The 19,347-nt window shown below is 35.4% G+C and carries 19 protein-coding genes and 2 pseudogenes; 4 read left to right on the forward strand and 17 right to left on the reverse strand.

The features are described from left to right. Positions 1-94 precede the first annotated feature (94 nt). The 3 genes from STRDD10_RS06910 to STRDD10_RS06920 all read right to left on the reverse strand — a co-directional run bounded on the left by STRDD10_RS06910 (position 95) and on the right by STRDD10_RS06920 (position 2,649). A complete protein-coding gene (locus tag STRDD10_RS06910; protein ID WP_067194285.1) occupies positions 95-541 on the reverse strand; it encodes an Rrf2 family transcriptional regulator in 447 nt (148 codons plus the stop codon). 52 nt (positions 542-593) lie between these two features. Continuing rightward, positions 594-1,436, reverse strand: a complete 843-nt coding sequence (locus STRDD10_RS06915; protein WP_067194287.1) for a metallophosphoesterase family protein — start codon at positions 1,434-1,436, stop codon at positions 594-596. Positions 1,437-1,566: 130 nt separating this feature from the next. Then, positions 1,567-2,649: a serine hydrolase gene (locus STRDD10_RS06920; RefSeq protein ID WP_156468621.1), complete on the reverse strand. Its 1,083-nt coding sequence runs from the start codon at positions 2,647-2,649 to the stop codon at positions 1,567-1,569. 381 nt (positions 2,650-3,030) lie between these two features. Between STRDD10_RS06920 and birA the strand changes: the two genes are divergently transcribed. Then, complete coding sequence (gene birA / locus STRDD10_RS06925; RefSeq protein ID WP_067194293.1) at positions 3,031-3,966, forward strand: bifunctional biotin--[acetyl-CoA-carboxylase] ligase/biotin operon repressor BirA; 936 nt, start codon at positions 3,031-3,033, stop codon at positions 3,964-3,966. 104 nt (positions 3,967-4,070) lie between these two features. Here the strand turns inward: birA and STRDD10_RS06930 are convergent, their stop codons facing one another. The 6 genes from STRDD10_RS06930 to STRDD10_RS06950 all read right to left on the reverse strand — a co-directional run bounded on the left by STRDD10_RS06930 (position 4,071) and on the right by STRDD10_RS06950 (position 8,943). Next, complete coding sequence (locus STRDD10_RS06930) at positions 4,071-4,349, reverse strand: transposase (RefSeq protein WP_269450120.1); 279 nt, start codon at positions 4,347-4,349, stop codon at positions 4,071-4,073. 96 nt (positions 4,350-4,445) lie between these two features. Then, positions 4,446-5,621 carry an MFS transporter gene (locus STRDD10_RS06935; protein WP_067194296.1) on the reverse strand — a complete coding sequence of 392 codons (1,176 nt, stop codon included), beginning with the start codon at positions 5,619-5,621 and terminating at the stop codon, positions 4,446-4,448. Further along, on the reverse strand, positions 5,618-7,048 hold the full coding sequence (locus STRDD10_RS06940; RefSeq protein WP_231853387.1) for a tetratricopeptide repeat protein: 1,431 nt from the start codon (positions 7,046-7,048) through the stop codon (positions 5,618-5,620). The genes STRDD10_RS06935 and STRDD10_RS06940 overlap by 4 nt, the downstream gene beginning before the upstream one ends. Positions 7,049-7,489: 441 nt before the next feature. After that, positions 7,490-7,624, reverse strand: coding sequence for a hypothetical protein (locus tag STRDD10_RS11755; protein ID WP_269450121.1), 135 nt, complete (start codon positions 7,622-7,624; stop codon positions 7,490-7,492). 149 nt (positions 7,625-7,773) lie between these two features. Continuing rightward, a complete protein-coding gene (locus tag STRDD10_RS06945) occupies positions 7,774-8,640 on the reverse strand; it encodes a helix-turn-helix domain-containing protein (protein WP_067194302.1) in 867 nt (288 codons plus the stop codon). Positions 8,641-8,748: 108 nt separating this feature from the next. Continuing rightward, positions 8,749-8,943 carry a helical hairpin domain-containing protein gene (locus STRDD10_RS06950; protein ID WP_067194305.1) on the reverse strand — a complete coding sequence of 65 codons (195 nt, stop codon included), beginning with the start codon at positions 8,941-8,943 and terminating at the stop codon, positions 8,749-8,751. 231 nt (positions 8,944-9,174) lie between these two features. Between STRDD10_RS06950 and STRDD10_RS10885 the strand changes: the two are divergent. Then, positions 9,175-9,301, forward strand: a pseudogene (locus STRDD10_RS10885) (zinc metalloprotease HtpX); the annotation flags it as partial. Positions 9,302-9,345: 44 nt separating this feature from the next. Here the strand turns inward: STRDD10_RS10885 and STRDD10_RS06955 are convergent. Beyond that, positions 9,346-10,905 carry an ATP-binding cassette domain-containing protein gene (locus STRDD10_RS06955; protein ID WP_067194306.1) on the reverse strand — a complete coding sequence of 520 codons (1,560 nt, stop codon included), beginning with the start codon at positions 10,903-10,905 and terminating at the stop codon, positions 9,346-9,348. A 581-nt stretch (positions 10,906-11,486) separates the two neighbouring features. On the opposite strand from STRDD10_RS06955, the pseudogene STRDD10_RS06960 reads away from it, so the two are divergent. Continuing rightward, positions 11,487-11,807: pseudogene (locus STRDD10_RS06960) on the forward strand (transposase); the annotation flags it as partial. Between the two features lie 89 nt (positions 11,808-11,896). Here STRDD10_RS06960 and STRDD10_RS06965 read toward each other — a convergent pair. From STRDD10_RS06965 to miaA, 6 genes are all read right to left on the reverse strand, one after another. Continuing rightward, the gene (locus tag STRDD10_RS06965; RefSeq protein ID WP_067194312.1) at positions 11,897-12,892 is read right to left on the reverse strand and encodes an ADP-ribosylglycohydrolase family protein; all 996 of its coding nucleotides are present in this window, start codon (positions 12,890-12,892) and stop codon (positions 11,897-11,899) included. Positions 12,893-13,111: 219 nt separating this feature from the next. After that, on the reverse strand, positions 13,112-13,867 hold the full coding sequence (locus STRDD10_RS06970) for an SDR family NAD(P)-dependent oxidoreductase (protein WP_067194315.1): 756 nt from the start codon (positions 13,865-13,867) through the stop codon (positions 13,112-13,114). 144 nt (positions 13,868-14,011) lie between these two features. Continuing rightward, entirely contained in the window at positions 14,012-14,941 is a 930-nt protein-coding gene (rnz, locus tag STRDD10_RS06975) for a ribonuclease Z (RefSeq protein ID WP_067194318.1), read from the reverse strand. A 10-nt stretch (positions 14,942-14,951) separates the two neighbouring features. Continuing rightward, positions 14,952-15,572 carry a cystathionine beta-lyase gene (locus STRDD10_RS06980; RefSeq protein WP_067194321.1) on the reverse strand — a complete coding sequence of 207 codons (621 nt, stop codon included), beginning with the start codon at positions 15,570-15,572 and terminating at the stop codon, positions 14,952-14,954. After that, positions 15,565-16,803, reverse strand: a complete 1,239-nt coding sequence (hflX, locus tag STRDD10_RS06985) for a GTPase HflX (protein ID WP_067194323.1) — start codon at positions 16,801-16,803, stop codon at positions 15,565-15,567. Before hflX ends, STRDD10_RS06980 begins: the two co-directional genes overlap by 8 nt. Further along, the gene (miaA, locus tag STRDD10_RS06990) at positions 16,796-17,680 is read right to left on the reverse strand and encodes a tRNA (adenosine(37)-N6)-dimethylallyltransferase MiaA (protein ID WP_067194326.1); all 885 of its coding nucleotides are present in this window, start codon (positions 17,678-17,680) and stop codon (positions 16,796-16,798) included. The genes hflX and miaA overlap by 8 nt, the downstream gene beginning before the upstream one ends. A 122-nt stretch (positions 17,681-17,802) precedes the next feature. On the opposite strand from miaA, the gene STRDD10_RS10550 reads away from it, so the two are divergent. Then, on the forward strand, positions 17,803-17,973 hold the full coding sequence (locus STRDD10_RS10550; RefSeq protein WP_082782066.1) for a DUF3042 family protein: 171 nt from the start codon (positions 17,803-17,805) through the stop codon (positions 17,971-17,973). A gap of 72 nt (positions 17,974-18,045) precedes the next feature. Here the strand turns inward: STRDD10_RS10550 and STRDD10_RS06995 are convergent, their stop codons facing one another. Then, positions 18,046-19,221, reverse strand: coding sequence for a hypothetical protein (locus STRDD10_RS06995; protein WP_067194329.1), 1,176 nt, complete (start codon positions 19,219-19,221; stop codon positions 18,046-18,048). Positions 19,222-19,347 lie beyond the last annotated feature (126 nt).

Here is a 19,347-nt window from a genome sequence, read left to right on the forward strand (position 1 = left end):
TGCTAAGTCAAGCATTAGGAAATTTTTTATAAGACCTTGCTAATGAAACAAAACGTTCAAATATCCTTTTATTAGAATCTAACAACAGTCCTACTTAAGAAACTTCAGTTTGTAAATATTTTTCTGCATCTGCAATAACTGTCGCTAGATTCGTTCCACTCAGTTCCTTCTCCATGGCTAATTGGACTTGAACTAGTTTTTGATCTAAAATATTATGAATATTTTTTCCGATTCCACAATTAGGATTTGGGTTATCGTGAAAGCTAAAGAGTTGACCTGTTCGCCCTAAACATTCAACTGCTCGATAGACATCTAATAGACTGATTTCTGTTAAATCTTTTATAATTTCTGTACCACCTGTTCCACGTGCTACAGAAATTAAACCTGCTTTTTTTAGCTGCGATAAGGTTTTACGGATGATAACTGGATTCACACCAACACTGCCAGCAATCAAATCACTAGTTACTTTTTGATGACCCGCTTCCAAAGCTATGACGATTAAAGTATGGGTGGCTACAGTAAATCTGCTCGAAATTTGCATATTCTATCCTCCTTTCTTTCCTCACTTCATTATACTCTTTTTTGATGTAATGTCAATCATTACCACCTAATAACCAATTGTCTAACTCTTTATCATGTCCTTGATTTCGTTCAATTTTGTGGAGCAATTCTTGATTATGAGTATGATGAATCCCATTTACCAAACTTTCATAATATACTTCGTAATACGGAAGTTCTAATTTTCTAGCTAAACTAAGTTCTGCTTCCACATCATACTCCACCCTTCGAAAATCAATATCTACAAGTCCTTTATCATCAAACTCAAGTATAGCATACTGTGCTCGTAAGTCTTTTCGAAGTCTCGCATCTAGAAAAAATGGTTGCCCAATTGAACCAGGATTTAAGATGAGTTGCCCCCCTGATGCATAACGTAAAAACTGCTGATGGATGTGCCCATATACAGCTATATCACAAACAGGATTGCTTACCAAACGATCAAAATCTTTTTGCGCCCCTGTATGGATCAACTCTCTTCCCCAGTTTTTATCGGGTAGATGATGGCTAATCCCAATTCGTAATCCTCCTAGTTCACGATAGAGTTTCATCGGCAGGTTTTGCATTTTATCTATTTCTTCTGCAGTTATTTCCTCTAAAATATACTGACAATGACGCATCAGATAGCGGTGACTAGGACGAGTTTCATCTAATAAACGATGCAGGGCACGATGAAGACTGTCTTCCCAATTTCCCAACACTTGTACCGTAATAGGGAGACTTGAAAGCTGATCTAGGATATTTCTTCTACCAGTCCCCGGCATAAGAATATCTCCTAGCAACCAGTATTCTTCTATATCTTGCTGACCAGCATCTATTAAAACTGCTTCAAGAGCAGTTGAATTTCCATGGATATCTGATAAAATTGCAATTTTAGGCATTTCTACTCCTTAAACTGATAATAATAACGTCTAAATAAGCCACCAACTGAAGTGAAAATAGTGGCAAAAAAATTCCTCAAGAAATAATCAAAAGAGGCAAGACCTACTCCTCTTAACCTCTCCTTCTGATCTATGGGTTCATATTCACACGGTGCCATTCATTGATAACATAAGCTAACTGTCCTACCTGTACTAGTCCAACGCCACTTATCTCTGTACTTTCTGTAGTCGTCCCTCCAAGACCTGCTGTATAAAGCGCAATCAAATAAGGAGTTTCCTCATAAACTATAGCATCTACATTCAAAGCCTCATTTACATAACCAGGTTTTTGCTCAATATGAAGGTCTGGCAAATATTTCTTATAATACTCGCCTGGAAATGAAACTCCGATATAATAGCGAATATCCTTATACTTTTCCTTCTTATCCCATAAATGTTGCAAAACTTGGATATAATAGTTTGTCGTTGTACGATTTTCCTGACTAATCGTCTTGATTTCACCTTTTGACTCCCCATATCGTCCATACATCTTGTAAACTTCATCCATTCCACCTAATCGATCAGCAAGGGCATAAGCTGGTGTATTTTCGGAATAAACAAGAGAATACTCCTGCATTTCAGGAATTGTCATTGCCCCACCAAAAGCAGCTACATAATTATTATGCTCCCCATCATACTCATAATAAGTATTAGTGATATCATATCGTTCTGTCATCGAGAGATTTAATTTTTTAAAGTCATCAACAACCATCATATTCAAGGGGAGTTTATAGGTGGAACCTGCTGTCATAGCTTGAGTTTCATTCATCTCAATCAATTCACCTGTCGCAGGATTTTTATACGAAAAGGCAACTTGTGAATGATCAATACCAAATTCATCAAGATAAGCCTGCACGACTTGAGATAAGCTCATGTTAGCATAGTCATAATAGAGACCATAGGCATCCATCGTTGCTAAATCTGCATCCATAACTGCTTGCTTTGCCTCTGCAGATTTGCTAACCACAGAAGGATTCTTTGAACTTACTTCACTCGCAGCAGTGATTTCATTTGTTGTAAAACTTCCCTCATTACTCTCCAATTGAGCAGAAGGTAAACTTGTTGCTCTTGCTTGTGTATCTGAAAATTGACCAAAATAGAGAGCAGTCGCAAAAAGAACGACTGCAAACAAAACAAGTAAACTTAGTATCCAAGTGATTATTTTTTTATTCATGCTATCCCCTAACTCCTCTATTATAAGAAAATTCAGGCTAAAAAACAAGATAATATTCATAGATTTTTTTCAAAAACGACTTGCATTTAAACATATGCAAAAATACTTTTCTCTATCATTCCTATGATTGTTTTTTAATAACATAAATGTAGTGTACTCATGTTTCAGTTTTTTTCTGCCCCCCTCAAATAAAGGTTTAAAATACAGTAAGATATTCCCTAATAGAAATCCCGACTAACTGATTAGACTCCTTTAGCCGGGATTTCTCACTGTAGAGCAAATTTTCTCTTATTCGAATTAAAAAGAATTCTTTCAAATTTTCACACGAATAGCCAGGATTTTATCTATTTCATGGTATAATTTAATAAAAGAGGAAAGAAGATGAAAACTTATCAAAAACTTTACGAAATTCTAGCAGAAACGGATGATTATATGAGTGGTGAAAGTATCGCTCAAAACCTGCAAATCTCCCGTACTTCTGTTTGGAAAGCTATTCAACGACTTGAAAAAGAAGGATTAATCATACAATCTGTCCGAAATAAAGGCTATAAACTCATCGGGGGAGATCTTCTGTTAGCCAGTAAAATCGAGGAACTCGCTCCTATCAAAGTCTCAATCAATTCTCACTGTCAGTCCACTCAGCTAGATGCCAAAAGGGCTATTGAGCAAGGAGGAAAACCAAATACACTCTACCTAGCACCATTTCAGTCTGCTGGGCGAGGCCGTTTTGGTCGTAGTTATTATTGCCCTCCTCAAGGAGGAATCTATATGAGTCTCCATTTAAAACCTAATAGCACTTATCAAAATCTACCATCTTACACCTTACTTGTAGCTGGCGCAATCTACAAGGCAATCAAAGACTTGACACTAATAGATGTTGACATAAAATGGGTAAATGATATCTATTATAGAGGGAAAAAGATAGGCGGTATCTTGACAGAAGCAATCACCAACATTGAGACTGGCCTCGTCACAGACTTGATTATTGGAGTTGGACTCAATCTAGCCATAACAGACTTCCCTGTGGAATTAAAGGACAAAGCAGGCTCACTCTTTATCTCCTCATCTCCAATTACTCGAAATGAATTAATTGGGGAAATCTGGAAAAATCTCTATCATTTGAAAGAGGATGAACTTCTCTATCTCTATCAACAACGCTCTCTTATCCTAGGAAGAAAGGTTAGTTTCACCCAAAACCAACAACATTACGAAGGAATCGCCAAAGAAATTACTGATACGGGACAACTTCGAGTCCAACTGCTTAGTGGCCAAGATATGTGGTTAAACAGTGGCGAAATCTCTTTAGATTCTTGGTAAAGAAATATTCCCTTATCAACAACTATTCTCTGCCTTTTGAACTTTCTTTTACGCTCAATCCGTAAATCTATCAACTAGATTGTCGATTTTACAAGACAAATACACTAGTCGAAATGTATCGATTGACACGAATTGCTAGAATACAGACACTTACAGTCTCTAGGTATCATCAAGTTGACTTTGCCATACTTGGTTTCAAATCGACGATAATCAGTACCGTTACGGCTATTACCAGTATGATAACCAGCTTTTTCATAAAGAAAGGAAGATAGTTCAGCTTGTAGAAGGTCATTCATAGCAGTTTCGAGAGAAGAACGAAAAAACTCATCAATATCTGATTTTTGGGTTAGGAAGTTAAGTAATTCTGTGGTAAACTGAGTCATAGGAATAATTCTTTCTAGTAATGTGTTGCAACTCTACTATAAAGGATTTATTCCTTTTTGTGTTTACACAAGATATTTTACAGTGTCTAATCGAATTTAAGGATTTTTATTATTTCGTAAGTAAAATCTGTTAAATAATATAGCATTGAATACTAATAATACAGCAAATAAATAAATACTGTATTTCATATCTTGATTAAATAGCCAACCTCCTATAAATCCTCCTAGAGTATCACCTATAAAATAGGAAGTTTGAGAAATACCGTAAAAATATGAAATTTTTTCCCTTGGATAAATTGATAATTCCATTAACTCTTGTGTAATTGATGATAGGTTTACAAAAAATACTCTAATAATCAATATCGTTATTACTAAATAATATTTTAAATGAAAACTAAAAAATAAAGTAAGTATCGAAATCAATAACTCGGATAATACATAATATCCTTGTTTATGATTATCTACTTTTCTACTTGAAAATATGGAAGAGAAATAAATTGTTAATAGACTTAAAATGGTTAGAATAGGCCCAATAAAAACTTCTGATATTTCTTGACGTCTTAAAATAACTGGCAAATAAGGAGAAAATATACTAGTAATTAAACCTGAGAAGATACCAAAAAAAATTATTCTCTTTTTTATGTAGTTACTAGATTCTAAGATTCTTTCTGATCTTTCACTCTTATCGGTAAAACTATCAATTTTAGGAATACAAAAGAAAGTTACTAAACATAACATACTTGCCAAAGCTAAAACAATAGGATATGCCATATTTTGAAAAAAATGTATAAAACAATATAGCAAAATACCTGACAATAACCCTCCGATGGAAGTTCCTAGACTGCTGGAAAATCTTTTTAAGGAAATCGTAACCACTCTGTCTTCTTCTTTTCCTATTCCAACAACCCAAGTTCGTAATAAAAGAATTATTGTTGCTGCCCCAACACCTGAGATAAGACCAGAAATTAATGATGTCAACCAATCATTAGGAAATAATCTCAATAATAAACCGATAGAATATAGTATTACTCCTATTCTTATCAAATTTCTTAAATTAAAATAATTGATTTTTCTACCTAGAATTCCAGCAAACATTCCTGAAAAAGCCATTGCTGAATATGAAATACTATAATTCAGTAAACTTCCATTCAAATCAAACCAAATTGAATGAACACTCCTAGAAAGTGACATTGATAAATAAAACAGAATATTAAAAACTAAAAACTGGAAAGATTCAGGATACTTTATAAATAGAGTTTTATACCGTTTCATGCTACATTCTCTGTAATTTCTTTGATACTTTCTGAGTCAGGAAAAATTCTACACCCAATTTCTATAGTTCGTTTAAATTCATCTAACCTGTCTAAATTATAAAAAATTTCTGCAGAAATTAAAATATAACTTAGTAAGTCATCATCATTCAGCTCATACAGTTTATTATTCAATAAGGGTAAATTATTGAATGCTTCATTGTAAAGATTAGACTCCGTTAGTTCATAAGTTATATCGTACCAAAAAGAAAACGTTCTATTTGACAATTCAAAAGCTTTACTAAAATATTGTAATGATTTCACAGTTCCTCTAAAATAGTATCCTAAGAGCGAATATTTTTCAGCAAAGTTATTAGAATGATGTGGCATACTTTCTATAAACTCTAGAAATTTTTCGGCATCTGTTTCTAAAAGATTTCTAGAATATTCTAGATAGTACTCAATAAAAAGCGGATCAATATTTTTCAAAATATAAAAAGTTTTCCGAGAATTACTATTGTCACCTATGGCAACATAACACTGATATAAATTAAACCAAAGTACGCTTTCATGAAGAATAGCCGAAAAACTAGAGGAATCTATTTGTTTTATTTGATTTAAACACTGTTTTAATAATATGATTGTTTCCTCTACTTTACCCATTTTAAATAATAGTAGAGCATATCCATTTCGATTAAAAATACTCTCTAATGTCACTTCATCTTTAATTAAATCATACGCTTCATTCAATAATACAATGGCTTTTTGATTATCTTGAAGATATTTAGGATGATGACGTGCATAGAGCATTGCAAGCATATAATTTGCTGCCACGATATGGTCAACTTCTCCATCATGTTTGTATAAGTTATAGTAATATTCTGCTTTTTCTGTTTCCAATAACATATTATAAGTTGTAGCTAATTTGAAAACATCTCGTCTATTATCATATTTATTTACTAAGTAAGTAAATATTTTTTTAGAAGCCCATAAATCGCCGACTGATAAATATTTTAATCCTAATTCATGTAATTCTTCTGCTGATTGATTGAGAAAGATATCCTCATATATATAGCGTATTTTTCTTATTGGAATAATTTTAATATTTATTTTTACATGACTTGATAATTCGTTTAATATGAATTGATCACCTTCTGCTAAACAACTTAAATCACTTATCTCAATGTCTAAAATTTCTAAATGTTCTCTAAGTTGATTTACAATTTTCTTCATGATATCCTCAACTCTAGGTAACATCGAATATCTTAACTGGTTATCATAACTTTGGCGAACAGTTAAACTTAGATTACCTTCTCTAGGTAATTCTGGAAAAATTAGAAATTTAGCTTCTTCGCTCCCCATTTTTGAAAAATTAAAGTCTATTTTCTTTAAAATTTCTCTTGTAATTCCAAAACTAGTTACACTTACTTCAGAAATTGATATTTGCATTTTCTTCTCCAAATACATAAAATTCTTCTTTTTTCCAAGATATTCATACTCAATAAAATAATTATCCAGATTTACTGAAATCTAACGAGTTCTGAACAATTTTTCGTTTTCAACTAAGTAGTTAAAAAATAAATCAGACGAGTTTATCATATCATATAATTATACTTGTCTGTTATTTTTAGAAGGGATATTATAAAATATAATAAAAAATTGAGAATCTAAGATTAAATCTTAGATTCTCAGGAAAAACAAATACATACTTGTATTTATTTATCACCGCCATTGTAACCTAATACAAAACGAATTTTCTTAGGCTTTAAGCTAGTCTTCTTAAACTTCAATTTAATTTCTCCCTCTATCATAAAATTTAAGATTTTTTTCCGGTGAGGATAAATCTTATCAAACCTCATAATTGGCGTTGTTATAGATTAATCTGAATGGTTAAAAAACTTTTCCATTTGCAGGACCTGGATCGATACCTCTAGTCATCTTATAAACTCGAGGTCCCCCTGCAATTCCTGATAGGATTAAACCCATAACTAACAAAGCAACAGTTTTCCCAAACAAACTTTTCATATGTCTCTCCTTTTGTTTTCTTGCGTTTATTTTATCACTTCAAAATTATCTTGTCCAGTATTTTTATAATCTTTTTTATTTTTTTATTTAATGCTTTTTTGTATCAAAAGATGGATTTAAAAACGATGCTCACTTGAACACCGTATTCATTATTCTGTTATATCTGCAAGGTAATGCTCAACTTTTAAAGTCATTGACATGTTTTCCTCAAGTTTATAGAGGAAATGAGCTATCTCAAAATATTCTTTTACCAAACTTTTAGAAGAAAAACTTTCACTGACATTTCCCATCAATAAATACAAATCAGCCAAAAGATAAGTTGTTCTATAGTCCCTACACTGCTTTATCGTAGCTGTGATTTTAGTAATAGCTTCTTCAGTATTTTTATGTAACCATAGATAGCGACAAACATTGTAGTTGAACTTAATAGATAGTTCTAACTCTTCCATTGTATTTAGATTGAGTTGATTTACTTGCGACTCTAGCTTTTCTCTAATCTCGTTAAAACGTTCTAAATCTTCAATATCATAATAAAAATTGAATAGAGTATTTGAAACTTTAAGATAGTTCAAATCAGATACACTTAACTGTGATAGCACCTTCTCTAATCGTGTAATTGCCTCTTCTTGCTGTCCGTAAAAATAAAAATCTATCAATGATTTTATCCACTCCATATAAAACTTATCTGCTAGAGACAAGCGATGAGCTTTTACATTTTCCAATTCATATATATATTTCAAAGATTCATAATTTCGATTTGTGATAAAAGTTTGTGCTAATTTCTTAAACTCTGATAGCTCATTAACTTCCTCTACAATCTGATCATCGAAAAAGTATTCCATACTAACATTCAATTTTTTAGCCAAAGCATGCAGAAAATCAGCTCCAGGAGTAAACTCTCCGCTCTCCAATCGACTAATTTGCCCTTGTTTACAAATACCCTCAGCTAGTTCTCTCTGAGACAGTTTTAATTCTTTTCGTCTATTTTTTAATCTTGTTGCCAGTAGTGTACCCACGTTTGTATCTTCCTTTTCCATTTGATTTTAATTTTAATTGTAACATGATTAAATTCAAAATTCAAATCTATGGCTAAAAAGATACAAATTATGAATAAAATTTATTTTCTACAACTCATCATCAACATATCTATTTTCCATATTTTCACTCAAATGATTTATAAATTTATCGAGCTTAGATACTGCCTTTTCATATCTATGACTCTCTAATTCCAGATGACTCCCCAACTCCTCAAGCTCCCTTTCAACAATATCAATACTAATTCCTTCAGTTCTATTCAATTTTGAAAGATTCAATTTCATTTTCTGCCTAGTTTCCACTGAAGCCAGTAGTTATTCTGCTACTTAATTCAAGGTTGTTACTCGTTCTTGTAAAGGATTGATTCTCCACATCTAACTTAATTTGGATTTTGTTCAGATACCTTAGAAAGCTTGATTTTATCACTGAATAAACGCTACTTGAGTGTTTACACAAGATTATAGACAGAACCGATTTCTAGCTTATACAATTTAAATAAAAATCAGAGCATAATCTGTCACGTAGATGATGCCAGCAGCGCTCTGTGTATCAATGATCCTAAGAAAGGTGGGGGGACTTCAAAAACTTTTTTATACCCACCCACCTATCTCAGAACGAATCGAACGCTTGATACGCATGTAAACAAAATCAAGAGATCGGATCTGGATTTTTGCTATGTTCAAAATTTATAAATCTTCTAAATCAACGGCCTCCAAAGCTTCTTCTGTCAAACGATAGATACTCGTACAGACCTCTTTTAAGAAACGTCGGTCATGGGAAATAGTGATGAGACCGCCAGGATAAGAGGCAAAGAGTTTTCTGATTTCAGGTTGAGAAGTGGGAGAAAAGTTTCGTGTGGGCTCATCCAGAAGGAGAAAGTTTGGTTTGCCCAACACTAAATCCAAAAGTAGGAGTTTACCCTGTTGCCCGCCAGATAAGGAGCGAATTTGGTGGTACATCTCTGGATAACTGAAATTGAGACTGGCTAGGTGAGATTGGATTTTCTGTAGTTCCTCTTTTTCCCCAGTTTTTCTGAGATAGGCTACTGGTGATAAATCCAATTGCAGTTTTTTATGGTAATCTTGTGGCATATAACCAAGGGAAATTTCTCTTTTGGCGCTTAGCTGTTGCTGCAACTTGGCTAACAGAGTTGATTTCCCAACACCATTTGGGCCGATGATACCGATTTTTTCTTGGCCACGGACAGTTAGTTGTAACCCCTGAGCTAAAACACGCTCTCCAATGGACAACTTTTCCTTCTCCAGTCGAATTAAGACTTTAGAAGCCGGTAAAGTTTGGATGTCTGAAAAGAAAAGTTGGATTTGTTCCTCTTCAAGTGGCTTTTTGGTCATATACTGAGCTTCCTTTTCAAAGCGTTTTTCTTGAGAGAGAACAGTTTTCATCTTTTTAGCCAATAGGCGACCGGCAACATCATTTTTAGTGTTACGTAAGGCAGTTTCTACATTTTGCTTGACGCGGCGATGCTTTTCCATGGTTTTGTCATAGAGTCTCTGGTCGTTGGCAGCTTGCTGGCTTTGTCTAGCAACATTAGCCTTTCTCTGCTCACTGTAGCGTTCATAGCCTACATGCTCGACTAGCGTTTCCGCTTCTTTCCGATGCTTGACCAGTCGCAAGTGGACAATAGTATCTGCCGTATGAGAAAGAAAGTCTTCATCATGGGAAATAAAGATAACAGTTTGCCTAATCTTTCGAATCTGACTTTTTAGCCAATCAACCGTCTCAAGGTCTAGGTCATTTGAAGGTTCATCTAAAAATAGAATCTCAAAGGGTTTGGCTAACTCATGAATGAGTTGAATTTTCAAAGCTTCACCCCCCGAGAGGCTGCCAATTTCTTGGTCGCTAGCAAAACGGTCGCTATCAAAGTGTAACTCCTCAGCTAAGCGATAGAGGATACTGTAGTCTAAATCAGCAAAATCCAAAAAGAAGTAGTCATGTAGAGTTTTCTTTTTCAGGATTTCAGGGAGTTTTTGAGGAATGTAGGCCAGTGATTGAAGGTCAGACTGGATGTCGCCCTTGATAGTAAAATCAGGTAATGCTTCTCCCATTAAAGCTCCTAGTAAAGTCGTTTTACCATTTCCTTCTTCACCAATAATAGCAACTTTTTCCCCGTCTTGGATAGTCATGCTTAGGTCAGATACAAGATCTCGTAGATCTTTGTTTTGCGTGATGGTTAGATGATTGATGTTTATCATATTGTTGCCCTTTCTAGAATGTCCATAGTGCATAACAAAAAGCTCTACTTTATCTAGTAGAGCCCAAAGTCACTGTCAAAACTCTATTATCCTCGTTGAAAAACTCGTCAAACTAGCTTGGAGCTGCCTAACCCAACCCAAGAGGAGCATAGCTTTCTAGTTTTTCGATTTTCAATGAGGACAAGATACTAGAAAATCTAGTATAAAAAGAGCACACAAAAAGAGACAAAAACAAGATCTACTAAATAAAGTTCTTTATTTGATAGATTAGTTGTTCATGTCTCCCATACCTCCGAGTATTGGTACCTCTATCCTATACCTTTAAGGAAATTTTGTCAATAGAAAACAGGAAATTCTAGTTTTTATACTCAATGAAAATCAAAGGGTAAACTAGGAAGCGACCCGAAGGCTGTACTTGAGTACGGCAAGGCGAAGCTGACGTGGTTTGAAGAGATTTTAGAAAGAGTATCAGAATCCAAAAACAGGTCCATGGAGAGTTAGTACGTGTTTGACATGCTCGTAATGGAACTTGTCATAGTTGCGCCAAGCTGAATGTGCTTGCTCGTTCAGTTTTAGGATTCCTAGTCAAAAAATCAGATAGTGATGAGTTTTTTCGTCCTTCTCTTGAAACTGCTATGAATAATTGGTCACCTAAATACAAGAAAATAATGGACAATTTAGCCCAAACAAGGCATTTATTAACCTTCTTTGAATTTCCACTAAGTATTAAAAAAAGCATTTGTTCAACTAATCTCATTGAGTCTTTAAATAAGGAAATAAAGAGACAAACAAAGAAAAGAATCATATTTCCTAACAAAGAAGCCCTTGAGCGTTGCTTGGTTAGTATTTTTGCAAACTACAATTTCAAAAATGAACAACGAATTCATAAAGGCTTTGGACTTTGTTCAGATACCCTAGAAAGCTTGATTTTATAACTTAATAAACTCTACTTGAGTGTTTACACAAAATTATTGACAGAACCTTTTATAGAAGAGTTCTTCTGATTGTTCCCTAATTATAAAAACTATTTTGATTGTTTATATAAGTGTTCCAGTAATTGCCGACTTTTTTCGTCAATCAATTCCCTATTAGCCAGCTGTTGAATCCATTCTTCTGGTATACCTTCCAGTTGATATTGGGCACCAGCTAAAGTACCTGTAATAGCAGCTATGGTATCCGTGTCACCTCCAAGATTAACAGCTTTTAGCACAGCTTCTTCAAAACTCTCTGTTGTACCCAAACACCAGAGGCAAGCCTTCAAGGTATCAACAACATAGCCTGTAGAAGCAATATCTTCCCTAGATTTTTGATAAAATTCTCTATCAAATATTTCACTAAAATGTTCTTGATACTCTTCCCAGTATTCTGGCTTTTTCTTGAAGTAATCTTCAAAATAAGGTTTTGATTGACAAAGTAATTTTTCTAAACGAATGTTAAGAATAAAACCGATTAAGAGCTGGACATAAAGAATAGATGCAACGATAGACCTTGGATGAGCATGGGTCAGCTTAGTATATTGCTCAATAATTTTTGATCTATAACTGAAATCAAAATTTTCATATAAGAGCAAAGCTAAGGGAGATATCCTCATTAAAGCTCCATTACCATTATCTCTCTCACTAGTCCCTCCACATTTCTCTGGAGAAACTCCTGCTAAATACCGATCAATCGCCTGATTAGTCGAAACACCAATATCAAAACAATTTCCAAAAGGTGTGAGATAACCCTGACGATAAGCTACAAATTTATCCATTAATCCATTCAAATCAGAACCCTCACATAGATGTTCAACAAGTGCTAAGGATAAAGAAGTATCATCTGACCAGGTACCAGCTGGTTGATTATAGGTTCCATAACCCACCATATCCGAAATATGATAGGTATCTCTAGCTCTGAACTCTACAGGAACTCCCAGTGCATCACCTATAGCTAGACCAAATATAACCGAATTTATCTTTTGTTTAAGATTATATCTTCTATACTGATTTGAATCATCTTCCCATTTATCTCTTAATCTCATAGCCTTCTCCTATTCTATTAAATCCATTTTTAGAATAATATTATTGACAGAACCAGAATACAACCTAACCCCCAAAAAGTAGATTTTTTATATCTACCTTCTGGGGGCTTTTATGATGCATTCATAAAATGTGACTACATAGGGAGACGGAAGTTTTAAAAAATGAAGTACTTCTCCACTCCCTTTTCATTTGTTTTTTAACTATTCTAAGTCCATCTATTATTTATAGTTAAATATCTTAAGGGCTAATGTGTCCGCTAATCTTGGAAAAAGCTGGTATAATTTATGAGCAACATTCAACAAAATAGGTAAGTTCAGTTCACGCTTATTTTTTCCAAAAATAGCAATTATTTTTTTGGCGACTTTATCTGGTTCTAAGATATAACGGTCCACTGCCCTTACATAGGAACCATCTGGATCCGCTTGATCAAAAAAACTTGTCCGAATAGGTCCAGGATTAACCGTCGTGACATACACACCATGGGGCAAGAGTTCTAAGCGAAGAGCATTTGAAAAACCGATTGCTGCAAATTTTGTCGCCGAATAAAGACTCGATTTACTCGAAGCGATGAGACCAGCCATGCTAACGATATTAACAATATGCCCATTTCCTGCCATCTTCATTTTTTCACCAACTAGGCGAGAAAGATTCATTAAAGCAAAGGTATTCACTTCAAACATAGACTGGATATCTTGATAAGAAATCTGATCAAAATCTGCAAAAATTCCATAACCTGCATTATTCACTAGAATATCCAGTCCACCATATTCTTTATAAACCGTCTCTATTACCTGCCGAATAGCTTCTTCATCTCGAATATCTATCTCAAAATAGGAAACATTATCATACTCTGAATACAATTGTTCTAATCTTTCCTGACTACGACCTAGTAAGATGAGTTGGTCTTGACGTAAGAGTTTTACCAGTTCTTGAGCTAGCCCTCCACTTGCACCCGTAATAAGAATTCGAGCCATATTCTTCCTTTCCTACGATTAAAAATTGTGTCGTCTCCTATCCGTGAATAAGGAACTGGCTTTTCTCCGCTTGCAAATATTTCACCCACCAGTAGACAGGCTTACAAAATACAAGAGGAAACCTTTCGCCAATCCTCACTTTACCTAGATTTCCACTTCTTCCAGGTCTTTCACAACATGAACTCGTTCAAAAATAGCTGCTGCATCACGCTTTAACTGACTAACATCTCGAGACAGAAAGCGCGGACTAATATGATTAAGAAGTAGGCGTTTAGCTCCTGCTTCACGCGCCACTTCAGCAGCCTGTATGTTCGTAGAATGACCATGTCTTCGTGCAATCTTTTCATCACCTCTACCATAGGTTGACTCGTGAACAAGGATGTCTGCATTGACTCCCAGACGAACACTAGCTGTTGTTTTCCTAGTATCTCCAAGAATCGTAATAATTTTTCCAGGACGTGGGGGAGATACAAAATCTGCAGCTTTAATCTGAGTTCCATCTTCTAGAACAACATCTTGACCATTTTTAATTTTTCCAAATAAAGGACCAAACGGAACTCCTGCCTCCTTCAGTTTGGCAGCATCCAATGTTCCCTCTAAATCTTTTTGCATTATCCGATAACCAACACAAAAAATCGTGTGATCCAAGGCTTCTGCATGAACACTAAACTTATCTGTTTCAAGGATTTTTCCTAGAGAATTTTCATCAAACTCATGAAAGTGTATGCGATAAGGCAAGCGTGAACCAGAAACTTTCAGACTCGTTAATACAAAGGTTTTAATACCAACAGGACCATAAATATCGATATCTTTTTGTTCCTCACTTGCCTGGAAGGCACGACTGGAAAGAAAGCCAGGCAAACCAAAAATATGGTCTCCATGCAAGTGGGTGATGAAAATTTTACTAATCTTACGAGGACGAATGCTCGTTTCCAAAATACGATTTTGAGTTCCTTCACCACAATCAAATAACCAAACTTCGTTAATCTCATCCAGTAGCTTCAGAGCAAGACTAGAAACATTGCGTCCTTTAGAGGGCTGTCCTGCCCCAGTTCCTAAAAATTGAATATCCATTATTATCTTTCTAAGCCATATAAATCATGGCAGTACGATTTTCTGAGCGATAGTACGGGCGCCCATTATAAGCTTGGGAAAGTTCAACCAATTCCTCTTGATTATAGCCCAGGAGTTTCAATCGGCCGTCTTCTAATTTTTGCAATTCTGTCAGATTCGTCACATTTTCAGTAGATACAACTTTTTCTGGCACACAATCCTGCATATAAATCTTATCCGACTCTTCAAAAACTAAATAATGAGGAAAAATCTGTGCAATTTCAAATAAAAGATCACTTGTTATCTGCTCTGAACATTCAGGAAAGATTCTGGCTAGTTTAGGATGTTCGTAACAAAAACCATAAGATTTCCCAGAGAGATTAAGACGGATGAAAGGCTTCTCCTCAGTAAAACTAGGAGTCGTATTAAACAGTTTAAGACTTTGAGTTAATTCTAAGAAATAAGTAGTTGCTGCTTCTGGGCTCTTTTTTTGGTAAAGTTCTGCAAAATAAGCATTAATAACGCTAGGTGGTGGTGTAATATAATCTAGCTTTTGCTGGTCTGTCATCTTTTTTAGTTGATTGTCTAAGTATCTGACATCCAAACTAGTAAATCCACCATACTTCAAAGCAAGTGCAAGATAATCAGTCATAGAATTCCTCTAATCTCCATTTATTTTTGGGGGCAATATAACCTTTAATAAGTTGATACTGCTCTTCATAATCTATATCTTCTATAAAAGCTACATTCTCTAAATCATGTAAACGATAAGATTTTTCAAACGGAAGTCGAATACTAAAAGGAACAAATAACTCTTTTATTTTTTCTACTATGGCAGTTTGAAGAACTTCTCGACTTTTTTCCCCTTTTGCTGCGACAAGAGTATAAGGAGTCTGAGTTGGTGTAAAATCAGAAATCTTATCTGACTTATTATAAAGAGTTAGTCTAGGAATCTCTAGCATATCTAAATCCTTCATAATAGATAGAACCGTCTTTTCATGTTCTTCATGATTGGGATCACTCGCATCAATCACATGGACTAGAAGGTCAACATGTTTACTTTCTTCAAGTGTCGATTTAAAACTGGATACCAATTCTGTAGGTAGGTCTTGGATAAAACCGACCGTATCTGTTAAAGTTACCTGCAGTTTCCCTTCTAAGTGGATACTATTCGTCGTGGCATCAAGCGTTGCAAAAAGTTCATCTGCTTCATACTGTCGTTTACTACTTAAACGATTCATAATGGTTGATTTTCCCGCATTTGTATATCCAATCAACCCAATCTTAAATACAGGGGAATCCATTCGCTTTTCACGTACTGTTTCCCGATTTTTTTCAACAATCTTAAGCTGACGTTCAATCTCATTAATCTGATTCCGTACAGCACGGCGATTCAGCTCTAACTGACTTTCTCCCGGTCCACGAGAACCAATCCCACCTGCCTGACGACTAAGCATGATTCCTTGTCCGACTAATCGAGGCAGTAGATAATTAAGTTGTGCTAAATGCACCTGTAATTTTCCTTCATGGCTACGAGCTCGCATGGCAAAAATATCCAAAATCAACTGCATCCGATCAATCACTTTAATTCCTAAAATTTCTTCTAGATTTACATTTTGCCTTGGTGTTAAGCGGTTATTTACTACTACAGTTGAAATTTCATCAGCATCGACCATATCGGCTATTTCTTGAAGTTTTCCGGATCCGACAAAGGTTTTAGAATCATACTTTTCCCGTTTTTGACGGTAACAGCCCACTACTTCTGCACCTGCAGTTTTAGCCAAACTAGCTAATTCTTCCATGGACATTGAAAAATGCTCCATCCCTTGCAGTTCAACCCCAACTAATAACACGCGTTCTTGTTTTTTTTGTGTGTCAATCATCTAAGAACTCCTTACACTGCTGAAGGATTTGTTCTGAAAAATCTTCATCTGAAATATCGTAGAAATGAACCTGCATCCGATTTCGAAACCAGGTTAACTGTCGCTTAGCAAATCTACGAGTATTTTGCTTCAATTTTTCCGTTGCTTCCTCCAAACTCATTTCGCCACTAAAATAGGGGAACAGTTCTTTGTACCCAATTCCACGGCTAGCCTGAGCCTGGGGATAATGTTCAAACAACCATTTTGCTTCTTCCAATAAACCTTGCTCTAGCATCCTATCCACACGCAAGTTGATTCTCTCATAAAGGTTCTCTCTCTTATCTTGAAGGCAAATAATAAACGGTTCATAATCTGTTTCTTTATTTTCTAAATCATTCCCAAAATGAGCTATTTCCAAAGCTCGTATGGCCCTACGACGATTCACTTGTTGAATCTCAATCCCCTGCTTAGCTAGTTTTTCCTCTAGTTCATCATCCGAAAATTGCGCTAATTCTGCTCGATAGCTCAAAATCTCATCATGAGAAACACGTCCTCCTAAATGGTAACCTTCTAGTAAACTTTGAATATACAGCCCCGTTCCCCCTGCAAGTATCGGAACACGTTCTCGGTTTCTGATGTCCAAAATGACCTGGCTTGCTTCCTCGACAAACTCAAAAGCCGAGTAAGACTCGGTAACTTCACGCACATCAATCAAGTGATGGGGAGCAGCCGCCTGTTCTTCTTTACTAGCTTTGGCTGTTCCGATATCTAAACAACGATAAACTTGTTGACTATCCCCACTTATGACTTCACCATTGAAGTACTGCGCAAGGCGGATAGCTAGTGCTGTTTTGCCAACTGCTGTCGGTCCCACAATCACAATTATTTTAATTTTCATCTTTTTCCCTTGAAAAATTTTCATTTTTTGGTTACTATTATTATACCATAAAAAGGACTATTCAGGACGGTCAAAGAAAGACGGTTACAGAGTAGATATCATTCAGAAAAGGAGACTTTCATATGGCTAAAGGTTTTGCTAAAGGAGTTTTTACAGGAATCGCAGGTACAGTTGCTGCAGTTGCAGGAGCGGCTTATGCATTTAAGAAAAAAGTAATTGAACCTGAGGAGCAAAAAGCTGCTTTCATCGAAGAAAATCGTAAAAAAGCTGCACGTCGTCGTGTATCACATTAATCCGATTTTCAGTTTCGTCCATTATAAAAAGTAGGGCAACGAAAACTTTCCTGTTTTTGTCGTCCTGCTTTTTTATAATACAAATCGTTCTAAAAAAGGCTTGATATCTTTCTCTAGAATGTCGTACAACCAAATTTTTTCCATATGACTAACTGGAGTACCTAGTTTCATCTTTAAGAAAGTAACAACGCTTTCTGGATGAATTTCAAATTCAAAAACCTTCATCTTAAAAAAGAAATCTATCAGACTCTCTGAAAAAAAATCCCTTTGAAAGGGAATTTCCCCAGTCCTCCGGAAATAGGCAACTAACCTCCCTAATCTAGCTTTGTCATCAGGAAAAGCGCGAAAACTACTATTTACCAACCAAACTTGCTTTTGCTTGCGTTCCGCATAGTCTTGGGCGTCAATACGCTTTCCCTTTTGGATTTCTTTTTGGACCTGTTGGGTCTTAAACAGGCGTTCATTCTGATTCTTTCCATATAGAGTCTCCTCCCAACGTCTTTCTTCTTTCGTTAAATCCTTATCCCAAGCAAAATAGGTTCGATAGGCCTTTTCAGCCGGTCCTAATGCTAAGCGAAAACCTTGCGGTAAATCAGCTAGCACTTTTTCTTTCTTTTGTCTTTCTAACTCAGCCTTCTCACGTAGCTCTTGTTCAAACTCAATCTTCTCTTTACCTAGCTGAACGAGATAAACTTCCTCATCAAATCGTCCTAGTAAAAAAGGCTTGATAAACTGGTCGAGAACTTTATCCATACGTGCACGCTTATCTGGTGTTGCCTTAGCCCAGGAGCCTCCTTTAAAAACCTCCAAAAACAATTGGTAGTCTTTCTCTGCCTTAAACCCGTTTCCTTTCTCTGCCTTAAAAGCACCTTTTTGCCAAAGCCAATGGAGTAAACTTTCATCCAAGTCCTTGATTCCAGATAGCCGACTCGTTTGTTGTTCAAGCTTCTTCGTTAGGTGGTTTAATTTTTTAAGGAGCCGTTCTTGTTCTTCCAACTCACTCTCTAAATCCACATTACAGAAATGGCGAACACAATCACTACCAATGGGAAACAGTCTACGTCCAGTCTTCTGATTCAATAACTCGTAGGCATATTTAATCGCTTTACCACAAACACAGTTACTCCCACCAAGCCCATTAAAAATCAGTGAAACATGAGACCATTCTTGTCGAGCAAGCTCCCAATCATCAGACTCTGAAGCTCCCAAGACAGCTTTTTCTAAAGATTTTCGAACTGCTATTGACACCCGTTAACCTACCTTTTCTCATTTTTTCTATTATATCATATCCTCTTTATTTTGTCGCATTTTTGCAACTTTTTCCAAAAAATGAAAACTTCTTTTAAGGAATCAAAAAAAAGACTGAAGAAAATC

The organism is Streptococcus sp. DD10 (assembly GCF_001578805.1).
Lineage (GTDB): Bacteria > Bacillota > Bacilli > Lactobacillales > Streptococcaceae > Streptococcus.